Source organism: Lactobacillus sp. UMNPBX6 (genome assembly GCF_002553975.1).
Lineage (GTDB): Bacteria > Bacillota > Bacilli > Lactobacillales > Lactobacillaceae > Lactobacillus > Lactobacillus gallinarum.
Window position 1 is genome coordinate 1 of sequence record NZ_PCZD01000002.1, and the last position, 22,569, is coordinate 22,569.

17 protein-coding genes and 2 pseudogenes are annotated in these 22,569 nt (G+C 36.8%); 16 read left to right on the plus strand and 3 right to left on the minus strand.

Going from position 1 to position 22,569, the window contains the following annotated elements:
• The first annotated feature begins 211 nt into the window (after window positions 1-211).
• From CP357_RS00370 to CP357_RS00380, 3 genes and pseudogenes are all read left to right on the plus strand, one after another.
• Window positions 212-1,050: pseudogene (locus CP357_RS00370) on the plus strand (aldo/keto reductase family protein).
• Between the two features lie 44 nt (window positions 1,051-1,094).
• Entirely contained in the window at window positions 1,095-1,907 is an 813-nt protein-coding gene (gene yidA, locus CP357_RS00375) for a sugar-phosphatase (RefSeq protein WP_098036267.1), read from the plus strand.
• 66 nt (window positions 1,908-1,973) lie between these two features.
• Window positions 1,974-2,864, plus strand: a pseudogene (locus CP357_RS00380) (NAD(P)-dependent oxidoreductase); the annotation flags it as partial.
• A 63-nt stretch (window positions 2,865-2,927) separates the two neighbouring features.
• On the opposite strand, the gene CP357_RS00385 reads toward CP357_RS00380, so the two are convergent.
• The gene (locus CP357_RS00385; RefSeq protein WP_098036269.1) at window positions 2,928-4,313 is read right to left on the minus strand and encodes an APC family permease; all 1,386 of its coding nucleotides are present in this window, start codon (window positions 4,311-4,313) and stop codon (window positions 2,928-2,930) included.
• A 100-nt stretch (window positions 4,314-4,413) separates the two neighbouring features.
• Window positions 4,414-5,025 carry a DedA family protein gene (locus CP357_RS00390; RefSeq protein ID WP_025005820.1) on the minus strand — a complete coding sequence of 204 codons (612 nt, stop codon included), beginning with the start codon at window positions 5,023-5,025 and terminating at the stop codon, window positions 4,414-4,416.
• A 145-nt stretch (window positions 5,026-5,170) separates the two neighbouring features.
• Here CP357_RS00390 and uvrC point away from each other — a divergent pair, with 145 nt between their 5' ends.
• The 8 genes from uvrC to CP357_RS00430 all read left to right on the plus strand — a co-directional run bounded on the left by uvrC (window position 5,171) and on the right by CP357_RS00430 (window position 14,211).
• Window positions 5,171-6,973 carry an excinuclease ABC subunit UvrC gene (uvrC, locus tag CP357_RS00395; RefSeq protein ID WP_025005821.1) on the plus strand — a complete coding sequence of 601 codons (1,803 nt, stop codon included), beginning with the start codon at window positions 5,171-5,173 and terminating at the stop codon, window positions 6,971-6,973.
• Between the two features lie 78 nt (window positions 6,974-7,051).
• Window positions 7,052-8,356, plus strand: a complete 1,305-nt coding sequence (obgE, locus tag CP357_RS00400; protein WP_025005822.1) for a GTPase ObgE — start codon at window positions 7,052-7,054, stop codon at window positions 8,354-8,356.
• A gap of 14 nt (window positions 8,357-8,370) precedes the next feature.
• Window positions 8,371-10,299 (plus strand): acyltransferase family protein, encoded by a 1,929-nt coding sequence (locus CP357_RS00405; protein ID WP_098036304.1) that lies wholly within the window; start codon window positions 8,371-8,373, stop codon window positions 10,297-10,299.
• An 18-nt stretch (window positions 10,300-10,317) separates the two neighbouring features.
• Entirely contained in the window at window positions 10,318-11,256 is a 939-nt protein-coding gene (gene rnz / locus CP357_RS00410) for a ribonuclease Z (protein ID WP_025005824.1), read from the plus strand.
• Window positions 11,253-12,047 (plus strand): SDR family oxidoreductase, encoded by a 795-nt coding sequence (locus CP357_RS00415; protein ID WP_025005825.1) that lies wholly within the window; start codon window positions 11,253-11,255, stop codon window positions 12,045-12,047. Before rnz ends, CP357_RS00415 begins: the two co-directional genes overlap by 4 nt.
• 6 nt (window positions 12,048-12,053) lie before the next feature.
• On the plus strand, window positions 12,054-12,305 hold the full coding sequence (locus CP357_RS00420) for a lipopolysaccharide assembly protein LapA domain-containing protein (RefSeq protein ID WP_025005826.1): 252 nt from the start codon (window positions 12,054-12,056) through the stop codon (window positions 12,303-12,305).
• A 101-nt stretch (window positions 12,306-12,406) separates the two neighbouring features.
• Window positions 12,407-12,595, plus strand: a complete 189-nt coding sequence (gene rpmF / locus CP357_RS00425) for a 50S ribosomal protein L32 (RefSeq protein ID WP_003547064.1) — start codon at window positions 12,407-12,409, stop codon at window positions 12,593-12,595.
• A gap of 59 nt (window positions 12,596-12,654) precedes the next feature.
• Window positions 12,655-14,211 (plus strand): bifunctional UDP-sugar hydrolase/5'-nucleotidase, encoded by a 1,557-nt coding sequence (locus tag CP357_RS00430; protein WP_087176187.1) that lies wholly within the window; start codon window positions 12,655-12,657, stop codon window positions 14,209-14,211.
• Between the two features lie 57 nt (window positions 14,212-14,268).
• Here the strand turns inward: CP357_RS00430 and CP357_RS00435 are convergent, their stop codons facing one another.
• The gene (locus CP357_RS00435) at window positions 14,269-14,487 is read right to left on the minus strand and encodes a YjzD family protein (RefSeq protein ID WP_025005734.1); all 219 of its coding nucleotides are present in this window, start codon (window positions 14,485-14,487) and stop codon (window positions 14,269-14,271) included.
• A 116-nt stretch (window positions 14,488-14,603) separates the two neighbouring features.
• On the opposite strand from CP357_RS00435, the gene CP357_RS00440 reads away from it, so the two are divergent.
• From CP357_RS00440 to xerD, 5 genes are all read left to right on the plus strand, one after another.
• Complete coding sequence (locus CP357_RS00440) at window positions 14,604-17,711, plus strand: DNA polymerase III subunit alpha (RefSeq protein WP_098036270.1); 3,108 nt, start codon at window positions 14,604-14,606, stop codon at window positions 17,709-17,711.
• Window positions 17,712-17,878: 167 nt separating this feature from the next.
• A complete protein-coding gene (gene pfkA / locus CP357_RS00445) occupies window positions 17,879-18,841 on the plus strand; it encodes a 6-phosphofructokinase (RefSeq protein WP_025005735.1) in 963 nt (320 codons plus the stop codon).
• Window positions 18,842-18,874: 33 nt separating this feature from the next.
• Window positions 18,875-20,644 (plus strand): pyruvate kinase, encoded by a 1,770-nt coding sequence (gene pyk / locus CP357_RS00450; protein ID WP_025005736.1) that lies wholly within the window; start codon window positions 18,875-18,877, stop codon window positions 20,642-20,644.
• Window positions 20,645-20,773: 129 nt separating this feature from the next.
• Entirely contained in the window at window positions 20,774-21,667 is an 894-nt protein-coding gene (locus CP357_RS00455; RefSeq protein WP_025005737.1) for a S1 RNA-binding domain-containing protein, read from the plus strand.
• A complete protein-coding gene (gene xerD, locus CP357_RS00460; protein ID WP_025005738.1) occupies window positions 21,654-22,559 on the plus strand; it encodes a site-specific tyrosine recombinase XerD in 906 nt (301 codons plus the stop codon). Before CP357_RS00455 ends, xerD begins: the two co-directional genes overlap by 14 nt.
• The last annotated feature ends 10 nt before the right edge of the window (window positions 22,560-22,569 follow it).

Consider the following 22,569-nt stretch of genomic DNA (forward strand, 5'->3'; position numbering starts at 1 on the left):
ATTAAAAAATCAATTTACGAGAAAGATCTATTTACACAAAAGATTTGACAGTTTCAAAAGATGTTGAAACCCATACGAAAAAATAAATATATGTATAGGATTTGATTATACTTTGATGTATGCTAAATATAGCATGGAAGTAAAAAGCTATTCATGGATTGATTTTTGAAAAGTAGAGACATCTAAAACAAAGGTATAGAGGTGTGAAAGTGTGAAATTTGGAAAGACTTTGACGCTTAATAACGGAGTAGAAATTTCTCAAATTCAATTGGGAACTTGGTTAATCAATAATGATGATGTTAGAAAAACAGTACGCCAGGCAATTGATGTTGGCTACCGTGCCTTTGATACTGCCAAGGACTACGGCAATGAAAGGGGAGTCGGTAAAGGTATTTGGAACTCCGATATTGAACGTAGTGATATATTTTTAACAACTAAGTTGCCAACTGCGGTTAAAGACTATGAAGGTACTAAGGAAGCGATAGACGAAGCCTTAGACCGTTTTGGCTTGAAGTATATTGATTTATTGCTTATTCATTCACCGCAAAACCTTGGATTGAAGTAAATCGAACCAACGACCGCCATTTTGAAGGAAATCTAGAAAATTGGCGTGCAATGGAGGAAGCTGTAAAAGCAGGTAAGGTTAGATCAATTGGCATATCTAATTTTTTGCAAGAAGACGTGGCAAACATTGTCAATAATGGCACGATAAAGCCTGTAGTTAATCAAATTGAGGTCCATATTAATAAGGTACCAATGGATTTGATGAAATATTGCAATGATTTGGATATTAAAATTGAAGCTTATTCACCATTAGCACATGGACGATTACTTAAAGATCCGAAAATAAATAAATATGCAAAGAAATATAATGTAAGTCCGGCTCAATTAATGTTAGCCTTTGATTTACAGCTTGGATGCATTGTATTGCCAAAGAGCGATAATGTTGCGGAAATGAAAGAAAATTTGAATATCAATTTTCAAATTAGTGATGAGGATATGAAAAAATTGGTCAAGTTCAAGGAGAATGACCAAAATGTAGCTGTTTAATAAGTATCGCGATAAACGATACTTATTTATTTTAAGAAAGAAAAATGAGCGAAATAAAATTAATAGCAATCGATATTGATGGGACCTTAGTTAATTCTAAAAAAGAAATAACGCCAGCAGTTAAAGAAGCCGTTTTGGTTGCTAGAGATAAAGGTAAACAAATAGTTATTTGTACAGGTCGTCCTCTATCTGGTGCACAGCGGTATTTAGATGAACTAGGCTTAAATAAGCAAGATAATGAGTATGTGGTCAGTTTTAATGGGGCAGTAGTTGAATCAACCAATGGTCAGGTTATTTTCAAACAAGGCTTGAAATATGATGATTATATTGATCTTGAAGCAATTGCACGTAAATTGAACTTGCATTTTCACAGCGTAAGCCTAGATCGAATTTACACAGCTAATCGAGATTTAGGACATTATACAATTTATAATTCGCGTGTAGTTAAATTAGAAGTGTCTTATCGAACTCAAGAAGAGATGCGCCACATTCCAATTATTAAATGTATGTATATTGATGATCCAGATTACTTAGATAGTAAAATTACGAGTCCATTATTTCAAAAGATGAAGGATCGGGTAGTTTTTTCTAAAACTGAGCCATTTTATTATGAAGCGACTGCAGCCGGAGTTGATAAGGGGACTGGACTAAGAAGACTGTGCGATTATTTGAAAATCGCTCCCAAAAATGTTATGGCTTTAGGTGATCAGGCAAATGATGCACCCATGCTAGAATATGCTGGTGTCGGAGTGGCAATGGGCAATGCAGTTGATTATACTAAAGAGCATGCCGATGCCGTAACCGCTGATTGTGATCATGATGGCGTAGCTCTTGCAATTAATAAATTTGCAAAATAGATGTTAATTTAAACAAATTAGTAGTATCTTGACTTAAGAAAAGAATACTTAAAAGAAGTATGTGATATAACTATTGGACCTGTATGTCATCGTCCAGATGATGATCGCCAATGGGTTTTAGATCATATCGCCGAATATGATGGTGTAATTGTTGCTAAGATGATTTTTGATAAGCAAATGATCGACGCAGCCAAGAATTTAAAAATAATTTCAACATATGGTGTTGGCTTTGATCATGTAGATACGGAATATGCAAAGGAAAAGGAAATTGTAGTTTCAAATTGTCCTGAAAGTGTTCTGCGTCCAACTGCTGAATTAGCTCTAACAATGATTTTAGCTTCTGCACGTCGAATTCGTTACTATGATCATACTTTATGTGAAGGCGTATTTTTAAATGCTGATGAATATGATAATCAAGGCTATTCAATCGAAGGCAAAACCTTGGGAATTTTAGGCATGGGTAGAATCGGTCAGCAAGTTGCTCGTTTTGCTAAGGCATTGGGGATGAAGGTTATCTATCATAATCGTCATCAACTTGATGAAAAAATTGAAGCGGAACTTGATGCTAAGTATGTTGACTTTGATGAATTAATTAAGAATGCTGATTTCTTAAGTTTACATGCTCCTGCAACCGATGAAACTTACCACATTATTAATGCCGATGTGTTTAAACAAATGAAGGACACTGCATTTTTAATCAATGTAGCTCGCGGTTCTTTAGTTGATAGTGACGCTTTGATTTCTGCTTTAAAGAATGATGAAATTGCTGGTGCAGCATTAGATGTCTTTGAAAATGAGCCACATCCTAGACAAGAATTAGTGGAGATGGACAATGTAATTATGACTCCACATGTTGGTTCAGCTACTCATGTTGCTAGATTTAATTTATCTAAAGAAGCAGCCAATAATGTTTTATCCTTCTTTAAGGATGGCAAAGCCATCAATCAAATTAATTAGAGACAATATAAAAAAACAGCAATTTTGAAATTGCTGTTTTTATTTTACATAATTTTGGGTATGTTAGTCATGATCGAGTTGGCTGTGATGGTAGCCGTAGACAAAGTAAATAACAGTTCCAGTTACTAGCCAAATGACAGCCATTAGATATACTTCAGAACTTAAATGACAAATCATAAAGATACAGATTAAACCAGAAATAATAGGTAAGTATGGATAACCTGGAACTTTGAAGCCATCGTTGGTAATATCTGTTCTTTTTCTTAGTTTTAAAATACCGAAAGATACTAACGTAAAGGCAAAAAGAGTACCGAAGTTAACCAAGTTAGCTAATTGATCTACTGAGAAGAATGCTGCACCAAGAGCAATAATAATAGTTACTACTACTAATGCGTTTTGAGGAGAATTGTGTTTTTTGTCTAACTTGCTGAAAGTAGTTGGAAGCAGGCCATCTCTAGCCATGGCATAAATTAAACGAGAACTTGAATAAATCATAGTCAACATCATAGTAGCCATTCCGAGCATTGCCCCAAATGACAGCAATTCTGCCACCCAATTTTGGTGAACGTATTGTAAAGCAAAAGCAACAGGGTTAGAAACGTTTAATTTGGTATAGTTAACCATTCCTGTTAAGACAATTGATACGCCAAAGTATAGCAGAGCTGCAATTGCTAAAGTACCAATAATTCCTAGTGGCATGTTTTTCTTAGGATTTTTAACTTCGGCAGCGGAAGAAGAAACTACATCGAATCCAAGAAAGGCAAAGAAAACCGTGGTTGCTCCCTTGATTACGCCTGAAAAATGATATGGCAAAAATGGATGATAATTTGCTGGTTTAATAAAGTGTAAGCCGGCAAAGATGAAAATTAAGATAATAGCAATTTTGATAAATACTGCTACGATATTGATCTTAATTGAATTTTTCATTCCTCGAGAAAGCAAAATACTGATCAAGAGAATGATTAAAACGGACACTAGGTCAAAATAAACACCATGACTTAGATCCATTGGCCCTGAAACGGCATGGGGAATTTTGAGGCCGAATGGACTAATAAAAGAGCTGAAATAAGAGGACCAACCAGCGGCTACTGTAGCTACAGAGAGCATGTATTCAAGAATTAAAGCCCAACCGATAATCCAGCCGGCAAATTCACCGTACACAATATTCCCGTATGAATAGGCACTACCAGCAACTGGAATAGCTGAAGCAAATTCGGCGTAACACATCCCTGCAAGCGCACAAACTATAGCAGCTACTACGAATGATAAACTTACACCTGGCCCGGCTAGGGTAGCGGCTACTGTTCCTGGTAAGATGAAAATCCCAGTACCAATTACAGCACCTACCCCGAGGGACATTAAGTCTACTGCATTCATTGTCTTGGCAAATTTAATATCTTTACCCAGATAATTTTGAATGCTTTGTTTTCTTAAAATATTAAATCTCATTACATCATCCCTTAAAATAAAGTTAGATTAATTTTACATTATATTTTTAATTTTTTGAAGAATAAAAAGCCCTATTTTGCAATAAATAGGACTTTTTGTGTTAATTCTTAATTTTTTGTTTGTACCACTTGAATGAAAAGCAGATCATTGTGACCACACTTAAGCCGGCAATGATTAAAGAGTATTCTTCAAAGATAGTAACAATAACTTGCCATTTTTCTCCCATGTATGAACCTAAAGCTACTAAAATTGTATTCCAGACTAAGCTTCCTAAGGTAGTGTAAATTAAGAACTTAGACATTTTTACTTTTGCGGTTCCTGCTGGAATAGAGATTAAGCTTCGTACGACAGGGATGCAGCGTCCGTAGAAAATAGCGCCTGTGCCATACTTATCAAACCAATTAATGGCCTTTTGTACATCTCCTCTTTTAAAGCCAAGCATTTTGAACGCTTTGTGATCTATGATGCGTTCTAAACGTTCTTCATTTAGGAACCAACCAACACCGTATAAAATTAAGGCTCCAAGTACTGCACCAATAGTAGAGGCAATAATTGTTCCCACAACTGTCATTTGTGAGTGGTGTGTAGCAAAGCCAGCGAAAGAAAGAATTACTTCGGAAGGAATTGGCGGAAAAACGTTTTCGATAGCAATTAGAAAACTGATGGCCATGTAGCCAAATTGGTTGATTAAGTCAAAAACAAAATTAGTCATCATGTATCCTTTATATTTCTATATCAATGTACATTTAATTTAGCAAATTTTGATATAAATAGCTATGGCTTGTGAGCAAAGTTAATATCTTCTTAAAAAAGCTGTGGTACACTATTACATACGAATTTTTGTTAGGATGAGAATAATGGCAACACAATTAATTGAAAATAAATTAAAACTTTTGCCAGAGAAACCGGGCTGTTATTTGATGAAAGATATTAATGGTACGGTTATTTATGTTGGCAAATCTAAAAATCTAAAAAATAGAGTACGTTCTTATTTTAAAAGCAAACAAGTAGGACGAAGGGCAGAACTTGTTCGTGAAATTAGAGATTATGACATCATTACTGTTTCTACAGACAAAGAAGCCTTTTTATTAGAAATTACTTTAATCAAGAAATACCAACCATATTACAATGTGCAATTAAAGCAAGGGACAGGCTATCCGTATATTGAAATTACACGGGAACATGATCCTCAGACACGTTTAACAAGTATTGTACGTAAAGATGGTGGCTACTATTTTGGGCCTTATCCCAATGTCTATGCTGCACAGGCTACCTTGAAGTTTATTCAAAAAGTTTTTCCATTAAGACGCTGTCATGGTTATCAAGGACGCCCATGTCTTTATTATCATATGGGGCAATGCTTAGGTGCTTGCTTTAAAAAGGTTCCTCAAAAGGAGTACGATGAGCAGATTAAAAAGATCAAACGTTTTTTGAATGGAGATATCGGTGCAGTTAAGCAAGATTTAACTCAAAAAATGGAGCAGGCTTCTGAACAGCTTGAATTTGAAAGAGCTGCGGAGATACGTGATCAGTTAAAATATATTGAAGAAACTGTTGAAAAGCAGAAAATTATTTCTAATGATAATACTCAACGTGATATTTTTAACTATTATGTTGATAAATCATGGATTTCTATTCAGATTTTCTTCTTGCGTCAGGCCAAATTATTGCGGCGTGAGACGCGCATGTTTCCATTGACTGACACCACTGATCCAGAAGACGCCTTTACTTCTTTTATTGTGCAATTTTATGGTCAAAAAAACCGTGTTCTTCCTAAAGAAGTATTGATTCCAGCAGGATTTGATAATGCTACTTTAGCAGAGGTTTTAACAGTACCGGTTAGAACTCCTCAGCGTGGTCAAAAGAAGTCCTTGCTTGATATGGCTAAAGACAATGCTAAGTTGAAGTTAGACGATAAGTTTAGATTATTAGAACTAGGCAACCGTAAGACCAAAGGTGCCCAAAAAGAAATCTTCGATGCACTAGGCTTGCCATATGGCCACATTATTGAAAGTTTTGACCACTCGCACATTCAAGGAGCAGATCCAGTTTCTGCTTTAGTAGTATTCAAAGATGGAGAACCTGATAAAACGGCTTACCGTAAATATAAGTTAAAAGGCGAAGTTGAACATCAAAACGGAGGCGATGAAGTTCGCAATACCCGTGAAGTTGTTCGCCGTCGATATGGTCGTTTATTGCGCGAACATAAGAAGATGCCAGATTTGATTTTGATGGACGGTGGTCAAATTCAGGTTGATGCTTGTGAGGATGTTTTGCGTAATGAGCTTAATTTAAATATTCCGGTAGCGGGTATGGTAAAGGATGACAAACACCGGACTAACCATTTGCTGTTTGGTGATCCGATTAACGGCGTGCCATTAAAACTAATACCGTTGAATCCAAAATCTGAAGGCTTTTATTTAATGACTCGAATTCAGGATGAAGTTCACCGTTTTGCCATCACTTTTCACCGTAGAAGACATGCTAAAAATGCTTTATCTAGCCGGTTAGATTCAATTAAGGGAATTGGACCCAAGAGCCGGAATAAGTTATTGCGCAAGTTTGGTTCCTTGAAGAAAATTAAAGAAGCATCAGTGGATGATTTGCGTGCAGCAGGGTTGACATTACCCCAAGCACAAACTGTAAAATTAATGTTGTAAAACCCAGAATTCGCGCTGTTGAGCGTATTTGTGTGGTATAGTATAAAAGTTAGATTGAGACGGAAGGAAGAGATAAACATGCCTACATTTGTTGATCAGACTAAAATTGAAGTCCAAGCCGGAAAAGGCGGCGATGGCATGGTGGCTTTCCGCCATGAAAAATATGTTCCAAATGGCGGACCAGCAGGCGGTGATGGCGGCCGCGGCGGCAGCATTATTTTTGTTGCAGATAGTGGTTTGCGTACTTTAATGGATTTCCGTTACCGACGCAAGTTTAAAGCCGATAGTGGTGAAAATGGTCGAATAAAATCCCAATATGGTCGTGCAGCTAAGGACCTCTACTTGAAGGTACCTGTGGGGACAACCGTTTATGATTTTAATACTGGTGAATTAATTGGCGACCTAGTTGAAAAGGGCCAAGAGTTAGTAGTAGCAAAAGGCGGCCGCGGTGGCCGTGGTAATATTCACTTTGCTACGAGTGTAAATACCGCTCCTGAAATTGCAGAAAATGGTGAACCTGGTGAAGACAGAGTTTTACGTCTTGAGTTAAAGCTCTTGGCTGATGTTGGTTTAGTAGGATTCCCATCAGTGGGTAAATCTACTTTATTGTCAGTAACCACTAAGGCTAAGCCAAAGATTGCAGCCTACCAATTTACTACTTTAACTCCTAACTTGGGAATGGTAATTCTACCAGATGGTCGTGACTTTTCAATGGCCGATTTGCCAGGTTTAATTGAAGGAGCTAGCCAAGGCGTAGGACTTGGTATTCAATTTTTGCGTCACGTTGAAAGAACTAAGGTAATTTTGCACTTAGTGTCAATGGACCCTAATAATGGTCGTGAAGCAATTGAAGACTATCACACCATCAAAAACGAGCTGAAAAATTACGAAACAGATTTATCCAAAAAACGAGAACTAATTGTTGCCTCTCAAATGGATATTCCTGGTGCGGAAGAAAAGCTTGCCGCATTTAAGAAGGCGTTAAAAGAAGAGGAAAACAATGAACCTGTTTATGAAATTTCCAGTGTAACTCATAAAGGTGTCAATAAGCTTATGAATGATACTGCAACGCTTGTTGAAGAAGTAGAAAAAGAGCGTGCAGAAGAAGAGCCTAAGGTTGTACAAAAGACCAAGGAATACAAGTATCAGGCACCACAAAAGAATGAATTTACTATTGAAAAAGTTGGAGAACACGAATTTGTTGTTAAGGGCGAACAGTTAGAAAGATTAGTTCAAATGACTAACTTGGATCACCAAGACGGAATTATGCGCTTAGCAAGACGTCTTAAGAGATTAGGCGTTGATGATGCATTGCGTGAAAAGGGAGCAGTTAATGGTGACGATGTCGCTATCGGCAAATTTGTCTTTGAATTCGTGCAATAAGGGTAGAAATGAATATGAGAAGAAATCGGTTTATTACAGGATATTCTGGACTTAGAACATTAGCAGTTATAGGGGTAATACTTTATCACTTTGATCCTAATTCTTTTATCGGCGGGTATCTAGGAGTGCCGATTTTTTTCGTTTTGTCAGGCTATTTAGTGACCGATCATATGCTTAATTCATATGATCAAACTGGTTCTTATAACAATCGCCATTTTTATTTGAATAGAATTAAGAGACTTTATCCGCAATTAATTGCAGTATTATGGATAAGCGCAACATATATTTTTCTTTTTCAAAGGAATTTATTAGCTAAACTAAATCAAATTGTTTTTGCTAATTTGCTAAATGTCTTTAATTTTTGGCAAATAAATAATGGTCAAAGCTATTTTGAACGTTTTGCCAATAATGAATCGCCGTTTACGAACTTGTGGACGATGTCCATCGAAGGACAATTTTATATAATATGGCCGTTAGTCATCTTTTTGTTAGTCAAATTAGTTAAAAAGAAGAAACGAATTTTTTACTTCTTATTAGCGCTATCTTTTTTGTCAGCATTAGAAATGGCAATATTATATTTAACTAAAACTGACATTAATCGAATTTATTACGGAACAGATACTCGATTTTTCTCATTAGGATTGGGAGCCGCTTTAGCTGTTATTTGGCCGGTAGAGGTGTTAAATCCAGAAGTGCCAAAGCAAGATAGAATCATATTAGACTTAGTAGGTCTTGTTTCCTTTATTTTGCTTTTGGTAATGTATTTTGCTAAGGCGATGAATCCACAACAAGCATTTGCATATTGTGGTGGGATGCTGCTATTTTCATTGATTGTGTGCATTTTTGCTGGAGTAATTGCACATCCAAGTAGTCATTGGAATCAAATTATGACTAATAAGCTTTTTGATTGGATCGGTTCAAGAAGTTATGGCATTTATCTTTATCAATTCCCAGTAATGATTTTCTTTGAATCTAAAATTAATAACCTGGGCGATCATCCCGTCATGTATCGAATCATTGAATTGATTTTAATTTTAACTATTAGTGAAATAACATACCGTTTAATCGAGCGGCCAATGAGTAAGATTACTTGGAAGAAGACCAAACAATATTTTGCTCATGTTTTCGATATGCAAGCTAGAAATTATGTGAAGAAAGGTCAAGCCGTATTGGCCGCATTTGTGATAATATTTGGCAGCATTGCTATTGCGATTTCTCTTCATGTTAAAGCAGAAGATTTTAACAAAAGTCAGTTAGCGCAAAGAATAAATCGTAACGCTAAAAAACAAAAGTCAGATAATGCTAAATTAATTGAAAAGTTAAAAAAGCAGAAAAAGCAGAAAAAACAAAAAGAAAATGAATCAAAAATTATAAAAGAAGCGGCTGAGAAAGCAAAAAGTAATCCAGTTAATCAATCATATGTTAAATATGATATTTCTCAACTTGATTTGGAATTAGCACAAAAAATTCAGGTAACTGCGATCGGGGATTCCGTCATGGCAGGATCAAGCAATGATCTTAAGCAGCTAATGCCTAAAGCTTTGATTGACGCCGCAGTATCTCGTCAATTAAATGTGGCCTTTGGTTTGTTAGATAGTTATAAGAGACAGGGTGTCTTAGCCGACAACGTGCTGATTGGCTTAGGTACGAATGGCCCATTTTCAATGGATGATTTAAATAGGATTATGCAGGAAGTTGGACCTAAACGAAAAGTATTTTGGATCAATGTTCATGTACCAACTCGTGATTGGCAAAGACCAGTAAATGATTTGCTAAAACAAGGTGCAAAACGATATCATAATCTTATAGTCATTGACTGGTATTCATATTCAAAGAATCATCCTAAATGGTTTTATGATGACCATACTCATCCGAATATTAAGGGTTCTAAATATTACAGTACCTTTATCACTAAGACAATTATTAAGCATTCAAAGTTTTAAGTTTAGAATAGGATTTTCATGGAATTACAATTTTTGGGCACTGGAGCAGGACAGCCGTCTAAACAGCGTAATGTTTCAAGTGTCGCGCTTAAGTTATTAGATGAATTAAATGAAATTTGGCTATTTGATGTTGGGGAGGCTACTCAACATCAAATTTTGAGAACAAATATTAGATTAAGAAAAGTTACGAAAATTTTTATTTCGCATAATCATGGTGATCATATTTTTGGCTTACCAGGACTTCTTTCAACTCGATCGTTTCAAGGGGATGTAGGTCCATTAACTATTTATGGTCCTGCTGGTATTGAACAATTTGTTAAAATTTCATTGAAAGTATCAAGAACTAAAGTATCGTATCCAATTAAATTTGTGGAATTATCTAAACCAGGTTTAATTTGTCAGGATAAGGGATTTCGTGTTTATACTGATCGATTAGATCACAGAATACCTAGTTTTGGATTTAGAGTAGTGGAAGATTCTCACCCTGGTGAACTTTTAATTGATAAACTAGCAAAGTATAATATTCCTAACGGCCCACTTCTGGGTAAATTAAAACGAGGTGAGCAAGTTACTTTAGCTGATGGAACGGTGCTAAATGGCAAGGACTTTTTAGGTGCTGAAAAGCCAGGTAGAATTGTCACCATTATTTACGATACTCGGTCTACACCAAGTATTGCTCGTTTGGCAAAGGATGCTGATGTTTTAGTTCATGAGTCAACTTTTGCCGGGAATGAAGCTAAGCTGGCTCATAGTTATTACCATTCAACTTCTGTTCAAGCAGCTAAAATTGCTAAAGAGGAAAATGTTAAGAAGCTATGCTTGAGTCATATTTCTGCTCGTTATATGGGTAGCAAGGCCAAAAAACTTGAGAGTCAAGCTAAGAAGGTTTTCCCGAATACAATATTAGTTAATGATTTTGATCAAGTTAATATTCCAATGAAAGGTTCAGAAGAATGAAAGATTCATTAAGAAATAAAGTTGTTATTGTTACTGGTGCTTCAAGCGGTATTGGTCGTTCAATTGTTCTTGAAAGTGCTGGCCGCGGTGCTACCGTCATTTTGATTGCTAGAAGAAAAGAACGTCTGGACGAAATTGCGGCAGAAGCTAGAGAATTATCTGGTGCAGAAGCTTACGTTTTCCCAACAGATATGGGCAAGCCTGATGATATTGAAAAGGCTTTTGATGAAATCACCAAGCAAGTTAAGCATATTGATTTCTTAGTTAACTGTGCAGGCTTTGGTAAGTTCGAAGAATTTATGGAACAAAAGATGCAAGATGTAACCAACATATTCCAAGTAAATGTTTTAGGTTTGATGTACTTCACTAGATTGGTCGGTCGCGTCATGATGGAACAAGAGACCGGTCAAATCATTAACTTCGGTTCAATTACTGGTAAAGTTCCAACTACTAAGTCAGCTGCTTACAGCGCTTCTAAGGCTGCAGTTATTCAATTCTCAAATGTACTGCGTCTAGAACTTAAGCCATTCGGTGTTAAAGTGATGACAGTTAACCCAGGTCCTGTTTACACTAACTTCTTTAACATTGCTGATAAGACAGGCAACTATGTGGAAAATGTACAAGAGTTTATGCTTGATCCAGATGATGTAGCTTGGCAAGTTGTCCATTTCTTTGGCAGCGATAAGCGTGAACTTAATTTGCCATTAAGCTTGGCTGTATTGGCAAAACTTTACAACTTATTCCCAGCACTTGGTGATAAGCTTTCTTTAAAATTTGCTTCTAGAAAGTAATTGGAAATGGAAAAAGAGAAGAATCTAATTATAGGCTCAATTATCGCTTTAATTGCGGTAATTTTCGTCGTTCTAAATACCGCACCAGTAGCAATTAATTTTGGCTTTTTTAAAGTTAGATTGCCATTAATCGTTATTTTGGTAGTGATGGTAATTATTGGGATGATTATTGCTTGGTTTTTCGGCCGTGATAAAAAAGAGAAAGATAAGCAATATTTCGGTTCAATTTTAAATAAAAACAAGAAGAACCAAGAATAGATCTTGATTTATTCTTAATTGAATAGTATGATTGAATCACGTGAGTAATTCAGGGTTAATTAATCCTGAAGCTTAAGACTACAATAAAGGAGATCAATTAAATGGCAGTTCCTGCAAGACATACTTCTAAACAAAAGAAACGTTCACGTCGTGGTCATATTAAGTTGAGTGTTCCAGCAATGCACTATGATGCAACTACTGGTGAATACCGCTTAAGCCACCGTGTTTCACCAAAGGGTTATTACAAGGGTCGTCAAGTTGTAAATAACAACGATAACGGCAATAACTAATTAAAAGGCACCTGGAATGATGGTGTCTTTTTTTATGCCTAAGAAAAGGAAACAGAAAGATGAAATTAGTATTTTTACACTCTAGTGATACTCATGGCTTTTTACTGCCAACAGATTATCAAAATAAGACTGATTATAATGCACCTTTTAGTTTAAGCAGAGTTAGTTCAGTGATTAAAGCTGAAAAGAAAAAGTATGGTGATAATAATGTTGTTGTCACTGATGCTGGTGATTGCCTTCAAGGTTCTCCACTTGCTTCATATGCTCATTCTACTGGTGATTATAGTGATTTACGCAAATTTACTGAAGCATATAATGCAGTAGGGTATGATGCACGTTGTTTGGGTAATCATGATTTTAATTTTGGATTAGATTATTTAAGCTATTACGTTGATAATAATAAGGCTCCAATTATTAATGACAATGTTTTAGATGCTGAAACTAAGGTGCCGTTTTTTGGTCGTGAATATATCATCATTAAGAGAAACGGCTTAAAGATTGGTATTTTAGGTATTACCACTCAATATATTCCTCATTGGGAACCTAAAGAAAATGTGGCTGGTCTAGAATTTGCATCCGCATATGAAAAGATTAAGCATTATGCCAAAATTTTACGGCCACAAGTAGATATTTTAGCTGTAATGTACCACGGTGGATTTGAAAGTGATCCAGAAACTGGCGAAGCTACTGAGCCACATCGTGGTGAAAATGAAGGCTATAAGATTTTAACTGAAATTCCTGAAGTAGATGTCTTTTTAACTGGTCACCAACACCGTCGTTTGAATGTAGTTACTAAAAATACTGCAATTGTTCAACCAGGTTATCGCGGAGAAGCAGTTGCGGAAGTAATTGTAGATGTTGATGATAACACTAAGAAAATTACCAATATGACTACTAAGTTGATTGATACTAAGGACTATGATCCAGATCCTGCTGTAGTCGAGAAAATTGCCGATTTAGACAAGAGAACTCAAGAATGGTTAGACAAGCCTATAGCCCACTTAAATAAGCCTGCACGGATTGAAAATGCCATGAAAGGCCGCATTGAGGGGGCACCATTCATCAACTTGATTCAACAAATGCAATTATGGTTTACAAAAGCCGATGTCTCTGCCACTGCTGTTATGAGTGAAAATGCTAAAGGTTTTAATGAGACAGTTACTATGCGTGATGTTTTGTTAAACTATCCATATGCTAACCAACTTTGTCGCGTTAAACTGACTGGTAAAGAATTGCGTCATATTATTGAACATAGCGCTGGCTTTTTGAAGAAAGACAAAGATGGCAAGATTGGCTTCATCGATCGCTGGATTAAACCTAAGCCAATGCTTTATCATTTTGATGTCTTTTATCCAGTTGAATATGAAGCTGATTTATCTAAGCCAGAGGGTGAACGTCTGACTAAGCTTACTTTGCATGACAAGCCAATTGAAGACGATAAGATTTATCATTTAGCTGTCAATAATTATCGTGCAATGGGTGGTGGATTCTATCCTGAATACAGTATGGACAAAATCGAAATGACACTTGATAAAGATTATGTTCAAATGTTTAGCGAATACTTAACTCATGGCGATGTACAAGTAGACACCAAGAAAAACTATAAATTCTATTAAGAAGACAAAAAACACGTGAGAACTTTGAAATTCTCACGTGTTTTAATTTTAAAATAATTATTTTAACTTACTGTATTTACTGTTGTCTTTGTGTGAATGAGCAGTAATAGTTGCAATAATTGCTGAGAAAAGAATGCCGAAGATAAGGCCAACGACCAAGCAAGTTTTGACATCGTTAGTGTTGAATGAGGCACTTTGAGTTAAAGGACCAGCAATAAAGCCTACAACAAACATGTAGATTATGCTCCATACAATTGTGACTAGATATCGACCCATATTGATTCCTTCTTTCGGATAGAATTTTATCAAAAATAAGGCGCAATTTCAAACGAGATTAATGCAATTTGTTATACTTAATTTGATAAATTTCTGCAGTGAAAGGTGGTTATTTTATGCAAGTAGCAACACTTCAAAACCTAAGTTCGTTTACTTTGCTAGATAGTCCTACAAAAGTTCCAGATTTAATCGAAACGGCCAAGAAACGAGGCTATCAGGCAGTAGGATTAGCTGATGTAAACGTAACATATGGCTTGGTTAATTTTTATGAATTGGCTAAAAAAGCGGGAATTAAGCCACTTTTAGGGATGCAGCTGCGTTTAAATGGTTTAGTTGATAGTACGCAGAAATATGACTTGCTTGCGTTTGCTAAAACAAATGCGGGGTACCATAACTTATTGCGTTTATCGAGTGCGATTAATCTACTAACTGAAAATGGACAAAATAATAATGTCTTAACTCTAAAAGATTTAAGCAAGTATTTGACTGATTTATTGCTCGTTGTGCCTGCAAATACTAAAAGCGAATTATTGTACTTATTTGAGACAAATAAGCAATTAGGTAGTGATTTAATTCGAGATTTGAAAGAATTAACGCCTGATCTTTATTTAGGCGTGTATGCTAATCAAAGTATGCAGAATTATATTGATTATGTGCGCAGTTTAAGCAAGCAATTTGATTTACCCTTACTTGCAACTGAAGATAGCGAATACTTAAATCCACATGATCAATTTTTACAAAAAACTTTGCGTGCTATTGCTACAGGAAATAAAATTCAGGATGTGCTGCCTTTAGCTAAGCAAGAAGGATCACATTACTTAGTTGAAGCAGAGCAATTGCTTCAGCGATACCATGAATTTGATCTGGATGATGCAGTGAATAATACATGGCAAGTTTCTGAAAAATGCAATGCAGAAGTTGTTTTTCAGAAGCCTGTTTTGCCTAAATATCACCAAAAAAGGTTTGCAACTTCAGAAGAATATTTGCATTACTTGGCTCAAACTGGCTTACAGCAACGCTTTGGTCAAAATAAAATTCCAGCAGAATATCAAAAACGGTTGAATTATGAACTGCGCGTCATTAATCAAATGGGGTTTGATGACTACTTTTTGATTGTATGGGACGTGATTAATTATTGTCATCGTGTTCAAATTACGACTGGACCAGGACGGGGCTCAGCATGTGGTTCGTTAGTTTCTTATTCATTACGAATTACCGAAGTTGATCCAATTGAATACAACTTGCTGTTTGAACGTTTTTTGAATCCAGCTCGTCATGAAATGCCGGATATTGATTTGGATATTCCTGATGTTCAAAGAGATACTGTAATTAAGTATATGTATCAAAAATATGGCATGGATCATGCGGCACAGATTTTGACATTTGGTACGCTAGCAGCAAAGCAAGCATTGCGTGATGTAGGCCGAGCATTTGGCTTAACAATGGTCGAAATTAAGAAATGGGCAGATGCGATTCCATATTCAAAGGGCAAGATTACGTTAAAAGATGCATATCAACAGTCAAGGGAGTTGCGTTTATTAGTCGATGCTACACCCGAAAACAAATTGCTCTTTAAAACAGCTTTAGGTCTAGAAGGATTGCCGCGCCATTACTCTATTCATGCTGCAGGATTAGTGATTAGCGATAATTCAATCGCAGGAATTTCAGGATTGCAAGCGGGTCCGTTAGGGATACCGGTTACGCAACAGACTAAAAAATACGTTGAATCTTTGGGTCTCCTTAAGATCGATTTCTTAGGGTTGCGTAATCTAACTGTGCTAGGCAATATTTTGAATTTGATTCGCCAGCAAGGAATAAAGATCGATCCTAATCAAATTCCTTTAAATGATGCGCAAACTTTGCAGCTATTTCAACAAGGAAAAACGGATGCAGTCTTTCAATTTGAATCTGGAGGAATTCGCCAGGTTTTGCGCAAATTGCATCCCGATAATTTTGAAGACTTAGTAGCGGTGAATGCTTTATATCGTCCGGGTCCTATGCAAAATATTGATGCCTTTGTCAGAAGAAAAAATGGGCAAGAAGCAGTTAGATATCCTGATCCTAGTTTAAAAAAAATATTGCAGCCAACATATGGCATCTTGGTTTATCAAGAACAGGTAATGCAAACAGCGCAAATTTTAGCTGGCTTTTCTTTAGGCGAGGCTGATATTTTGCGGCGGGCCATGTCTAAGAAAAAGCAAGATGTAATTGAACAGGAAAAAGGTAAGTTTATTGCTGGAACAATTAAACAAGGTCATACCAAGGCCGTAGCTGAACGGGTATATCAATATATAGAGCAATTTGCCAATTATGGTTTTAATCGTTCACATGCTGTTGCTTATACTAAGATTGCTTACTGGCTAGCTTACTTAAAAGTCCATTATCCTGTTGCGTTTTATACGGCAATGCTAAATTCAGCAGCTGGAGCTAAAGCTCAGGATTATATTATGCATGCACAGGAAGCTAATATTAAAATTCTGCCCCCTGACATTAATTACAGCAGCCTTGAATATACCTTGAAAGACAAAAAGATTTTAGTAGGGTTAAAGGCTATTAAAGGCTTGCGGGTTGATTTTGCTAAAGAGATTGCCGATAACACCACGCCGTATAAATCATTAAATGATTTTCTTCGCCGAATAGATCCTAAGTTTTTGCAGGTTGATGCTATTAAAGCTTTGATCATGGCCGGAGCCTTTGATCAGCTTGAAAAGAATCGTAACGAATTGCTGATTAATTGCGATGAAATAATTGCTAATGTGCAATTGACAGGCCAAAATATTTCTTTATCTGAGATATTGGGGGATGCTCCGCTTAAGCCAGCAGAAGAGCCAACGAGTGCAGAAAAAGTTGAAATGGAAGAAAAAGTTTTAGGTTTTGCCACAACTACGTCACCATTAATTGCTGTTCAAAAATTTGCTCAAAAATTCAATAGTAGGCCGCTCAATCAATTCCAATTAAATGAATCGGGAGTTGGAGTTGGTAAATTGATCCGATTTAAACAAATTAGAACTAAAAACGGTAAGAATATGGCTTTTGCTAGCTTTGCTGATACTTCTGGAGAGCAAGAGGTTGTGATTTTCCCCCGCATTTATGAAAAATTTGGCACAGAGTTAAAGGTAGGAGATATTTATTTATTGGGATTACGTGTACAAGGAGACCGTTTTGATCAAAATAAAAAGCAATATTTACTTACCAATTTGCGAAAAGTAAATTTTAAAGAATAATTTTAGACAAGAGGAATTTATTTCTTGCCATACATGTAAGTGCTAACATTTTTTAAATAAAAATAAACCGTAATTTAGCCCAATTTTTGTGAGATTTTTGGGTGAAAAAATGTTAATATTTATTTGATGTGAGAAATTACACAAAATAATCATGATGAGGTGAATTCATGAAACGGATTGGTATTTTAACTAGTGGTGGAGACGCCCCTGGTATGAATGCAGCAATTAGAGCTGTCACCAAGACTGCTATCCATCATGGACTTGAAGTCTTTGGAATTCGTTATGGTTTCGCTGGTTTGGTTGCAGGTGACTTTGTTCCGCTTACTACGGAAAATGTTGACCACAAGATAAGTGAAGGCGGTACATTCTTGTACAGTGCTCGCTTCCCTGAATTTGCACAAGAAGAAGTGCAACAAAAGGGTGTTGAGCAATTAAAGAAGCATGGTATTGATGCTGTTATCGTTATTGGCGGTGATGGATCATACCATGGTGCTTTAGCCTTGACTCGCCACGGCGTAAACTCAGTTGGTTTACCAGGAACTATCGATAATGATATTCCTTATACTGACTACACGATTGGCTTTGATTCTGCTTGTCGTACTGCTATGGACGCAATCGATAAGATTCGCGACACAGCAAGTAGTCACCACCGCGTCTTCGTTGTTAACGTAATGGGACGTGAATGTGGTGACATCGCTATGCGTGTTGGTGTAGCTAGTGGTGCAGATGCAATTGTTATTCCTGAACGTCCATACGACGTAAAAGAAATTGCAGAAACTATCACTCGTGGTTTTGCAGATGGCAAAGATCATGGTATCATTGTTTTAGCAGAAGGTGTCATGACCGCTGATAAGTTTAAGGATGAATTACTTAAATACGGCGATTTTGATGCTCGTGCTAATGTCCTTGCGCATATGCAACGTGGTGGCTCACCAACTGTCACAGATAGAGTAAATGCTACTAAGATGGGTAACTATGCTGTTAAGTTGCTTCTCGATGGGAAGGGCGGTTTAGCTGTCGGCATGGAGAATGGTCAACTTGGTACCCACGACATTCTTGATCTGTTTGACGGAAAGCACCATGGCGATTATGCGTTGTTGGATGTAAATGAAGAAATGACTAAATATTAATTTAGTTGATTTTTGGAGAGGATTTTTTTAATAATGAAGAAAACTAAGATTGTTAGTACTTTAGGACCAGCTTCAAACGATATTGAAACTATTACTGCTTTAGCTAAAGCTGGTGCAAACGTATTCCGTTTCAACTTCTCACACGGTGACCACCCAGAACACCTTGCTCGTATGAAGATGGTTCGTCAAGTGGAAAAGGATACTGGTTTGCTTCTTGGTATCGACCTTGACACTAAGGGTGCTGAAATCAGAACCACTGAACAAGAAGGTGGTAAGTTTACTATTAATACCGGTGACATGATCCGTGTATCAATGGACGACACTAAGAAGGGTAACAAGGACATGATCCACGTTACCTACGAAGGTTTGTACGATGATACTCACGTTGGTGGTCACGTATTAATCGATGATGGTTTGGTTGACCTTTTGATCAAGGAAAAGGACGACTCAAAGAGAGAATTAGTCTGTGAAGCTCAAAACACTGGTGTTATCGGCTCAAAGAAGGGTGTTAACGCTCCTGGTGTTGAAATTCGCCTTCCAGGTATCACTGAAAAAGATACTGACGACATTAAGTTCGGTTTACAATACGGTATTAACTTCATTACTGCTTCATTTGCACGTAAGGCTCAAGACATCTTAGACATCCGTAAGCTTTGTGAAGAAGCTGGTGCAGATTACGTTAAGATCTTCCCTAAGATTGAATCACAAGAAGGTATTGACAACGCTGACGAAATCTTACAAGTTTCAGATGGTTTGATGGTTGCTCGTGGTGACATGGGTGTTGAAATTCCATTCATGGAAGTTCCATTTGTACAAAAGAGCTTAATCCGCAAGGCTAACGCACTTGGTAAGCCAGTTATTACTGCTACTCAAATGCTTGACTCAATGCAAGAAAACCCACGTCCAACTCGTGCCGAAGTTTCTGACGTTGCTAACGCTGTTCTTGATGGTACTGACGCAACTATGCTTTCAGGTGAATCAGCAAACGGTCTTTACCCAGTTAAGGCTGTTAAGGCAATGGCTGAAATTGACGAACGTACTGAAAAGCAAATGCTTAAGCGTAACACTTTAGCACTTCAAAGATTCGAAGCTTACAAGGGTTCAAATGTAACTGAAGCTATCGGTGAATCAGTTGTACGTACTGCTCAAGAATTAGGTGTTAAGACTATCATTACTGCAACTAACTCAGGTTACACTGCACGTATGATTTCTAAGTACCGTCCAAACGCAGACATCATTGCTTTGACTTTCGATGAAAAGATCCAACACTCATTGGGTATCGTTTGGGGTGTACAACCATTATTGACTGAAAAGCCTAAGTCAACTGATGATATGTTTGAAGTAGCTGCTAAGGTAGCTAAGGAAAAGGGCTTTGTTAAGGATGGCGACCTTGTAATCATCGTTGCTGGTGTTCCAGTTGGTGACTCAGGTACAACTAACTTGATGAAGTTACAAATCATCGGTAACAAGCTTGTTCAAGGTTTAGGTGTTGGTAACGGTTCAGTTATCGGCAAGACTGTTGTAGCAAACTCAGCTGAAGAAGCTAACAGCAAGGTTAAGGAAGGCGACATCTTAGTTGCTAAGACTACTAACCCAGACTACAACCCAGCTATCAAGAAGGCTTCAGGTTTAGTTGTTGAAGCTTCAGGTTTGACTTCACACGCAGCAGTTATCGGTTTATCATTAGGTATCCCAGTTGTTGTTGGTGCAACTAACGCTACTGAAAAGATTTCTGATGGTTCAACTATTACTGTTGATGCTCGTCGTGGTGCTATCTACCAAGGCGAAATCTCAAACCTTTAATTAAAAGATAAAATAAAAATAGATTAGCTAATCAAAAAAATAGTCAGCTTTCGAGCTGGCTATTTTATTTTGCGCAAATATCTTTTATACTTGTATATGAAAGAATATGTAAAGTAGGAGATTATAAACATGCTTGGAACTGTTGCAAAAGGAAAAATAATTGATGAAAATGATAATGCCTATTATGTACAAATTGATGGCACTACTTATGAACTAAAAAAGCAAGAGCTTACCCAAGACGAAATTCCTAAGATCGGTGATGAAATAGAAGGCTTTATTTATGATAACAAGTCTCATGATCGAGAAATGACCCAGTTTTTACCTTTTGCTCAGCCTGATCAATATGGCTGGGGCAAGGTAACAGAAGTTCGACCGGGTTTAGGTGTATTTGTTGATGTCGGATTACCCGATAAAGATGTGGTAGTATCTATGGATGACTTGCCACGAGAAAAGGAAAGATGGCCTCGTCGTGATGATCGTCTTTTGGTGCGATTAGAAACCGACTATAAGGATCGAATTTGGGCTAAGTTAGCAGATGAAAATATTTTTGATCAGTTAGCAGCAAACTTTCCGAATGGAATGAATAATGAAAATGTTTTCGGAACTGTTTATGCTAGTCGTGAAATTGGTGCCTTTGTTTTAACTAATGATTATTATTTAGGTTTTGTACACGAATCACAAATGCCTCGTCCAATGCGCTTAGGTGAACAGTTTAAGGGCAGGGTTATTGGTATCAGTCAATATGGTCGATTAAATTTAAGTACTTTGCCACGTGCTTTTGAAGAAATTGACGATGATGCTCAGATGATTTTGATGAGTTTGCGCCGAAGAGAGACTAAAACTTTACCATTTTACGATAAATCTGATGCGCAAGATATAAAGCGTTACTTCGGTATTTCTAAATCCGCATTTAAGCGCGCATTAGGTCATTTGCTCAAAGCAGGCTTAATCGAAGAAGATAAAACTGCCGGTGCTATCACTTTAATTAAAGATCCAGAAGAGAATACTGATGGAGAAGAATAAACTACAAGACCAGATTGATGATTATTTACGCTATAGTCAAATTGAACGTGGCCTAAGCAATAATACGATTACTGCTTACCGTCAAGATTTGGAAGAGTACCTGGCTTTTGTAAAAAAAGAGGGTATGAATTCTTGGCCAACAGAGGCTAGCGATGTAGATGCCTTTTTAGCAAGACAATACGATTTAAATAAAGCTACTAGTTCAATTAGTCGGCTCATTTCTAGTATGCGTAAATTTTATCAATGGCTTGCGCGTCAAAACATTCAGAAGTTAAATCCAATGCTTGAAATTGATTTACCTAAAAAAGAGCGACGTCTTCCTGTAGCTCTAAATCAGAAAGAAATTAATGATTTGCTTGCACAACCTGATATTAAACGAAAATTGGGTTTAAGAGATCGAGCAATATTGGAAACTTTATATGCGACTGGTATGCGTGTAAGTGAATTGATTAATTTGGAATTACAAGACTTACATGAAGATTTGGGTTTAGTTAGAGTATTGGGTAAAGGCTCTAAGGAGCGCTTGATACCGATTAGTTCAGTTGCTTTGCATTGGATAAAGCAATATCAACAAGATGTGCGAGATCCATTAATTTTAAAAGCTGGTCAAAATGATGAGCATATTTTCTTGAATAGTCGAGGCAAGCAACTTACACGGCAGGCAATTTGGCAAATGATTAAAAAATATTGTCAATCTGCTGGAATTACTAAAGATGTTACTCCCCATACATTGCGCCATACGTTTGCAACGCACTTACTTGAAAATGGGGCAGATTTACGGGTAGTGCAAGAGATTTTGGGACACTCAGATATTAGTACTACCCAAATTTACACTAATCTATCTCAAAAACATATTTTACAAGTATATCAAAAGACACATCCTCGTCTTTAGGTGATTAATA

What these genes read in the sequence shown, in the direction of transcription:
- yidA (WP_098036267.1), top strand. Translation starts at nt 1,095, where the DNA reads ATGAGCGAAATAAAATTAATAGCAATCGATATTGATGGGACCTTAGTT.
- CP357_RS00385 (WP_098036269.1), bottom strand. Translation starts at nt 4,313, where the DNA reads ATGAGATTTAATATTTTAAGAAAACAAAGCATTCAAAATTATCTGGGT.
- CP357_RS00390 (WP_025005820.1), bottom strand. Translation starts at nt 5,025, where the DNA reads ATGACTAATTTTGTTTTTGACTTAATCAACCAATTTGGCTACATGGCC.
- uvrC (WP_025005821.1), top strand. Translation starts at nt 5,171, where the DNA reads ATGGCAACACAATTAATTGAAAATAAATTAAAACTTTTGCCAGAGAAA.
- obgE (WP_025005822.1), top strand. Translation starts at nt 7,052, where the DNA reads ATGCCTACATTTGTTGATCAGACTAAAATTGAAGTCCAAGCCGGAAAA.
- CP357_RS00405 (WP_098036304.1), top strand. Translation starts at nt 8,371, where the DNA reads ATGAGAAGAAATCGGTTTATTACAGGATATTCTGGACTTAGAACATTA.
- rnz (WP_025005824.1), top strand. Translation starts at nt 10,318, where the DNA reads ATGGAATTACAATTTTTGGGCACTGGAGCAGGACAGCCGTCTAAACAG.
- CP357_RS00415 (WP_025005825.1), top strand. Translation starts at nt 11,253, where the DNA reads ATGAAAGATTCATTAAGAAATAAAGTTGTTATTGTTACTGGTGCTTCA.
- CP357_RS00420 (WP_025005826.1), top strand. Translation starts at nt 12,054, where the DNA reads ATGGAAAAAGAGAAGAATCTAATTATAGGCTCAATTATCGCTTTAATT.
- rpmF (WP_003547064.1), top strand. Translation starts at nt 12,407, where the DNA reads ATGGCAGTTCCTGCAAGACATACTTCTAAACAAAAGAAACGTTCACGT.
- CP357_RS00430 (WP_087176187.1), top strand. Translation starts at nt 12,655, where the DNA reads ATGAAATTAGTATTTTTACACTCTAGTGATACTCATGGCTTTTTACTG.
- CP357_RS00435 (WP_025005734.1), bottom strand. Translation starts at nt 14,487, where the DNA reads ATGGGTCGATATCTAGTCACAATTGTATGGAGCATAATCTACATGTTT.
- CP357_RS00440 (WP_098036270.1), top strand. Translation starts at nt 14,604, where the DNA reads ATGCAAGTAGCAACACTTCAAAACCTAAGTTCGTTTACTTTGCTAGAT.
- pfkA (WP_025005735.1), top strand. Translation starts at nt 17,879, where the DNA reads ATGAAACGGATTGGTATTTTAACTAGTGGTGGAGACGCCCCTGGTATG.
- pyk (WP_025005736.1), top strand. Translation starts at nt 18,875, where the DNA reads ATGAAGAAAACTAAGATTGTTAGTACTTTAGGACCAGCTTCAAACGAT.
- CP357_RS00455 (WP_025005737.1), top strand. Translation starts at nt 20,774, where the DNA reads ATGCTTGGAACTGTTGCAAAAGGAAAAATAATTGATGAAAATGATAAT.
- xerD (WP_025005738.1), top strand. Translation starts at nt 21,654, where the DNA reads ATGGAGAAGAATAAACTACAAGACCAGATTGATGATTATTTACGCTAT.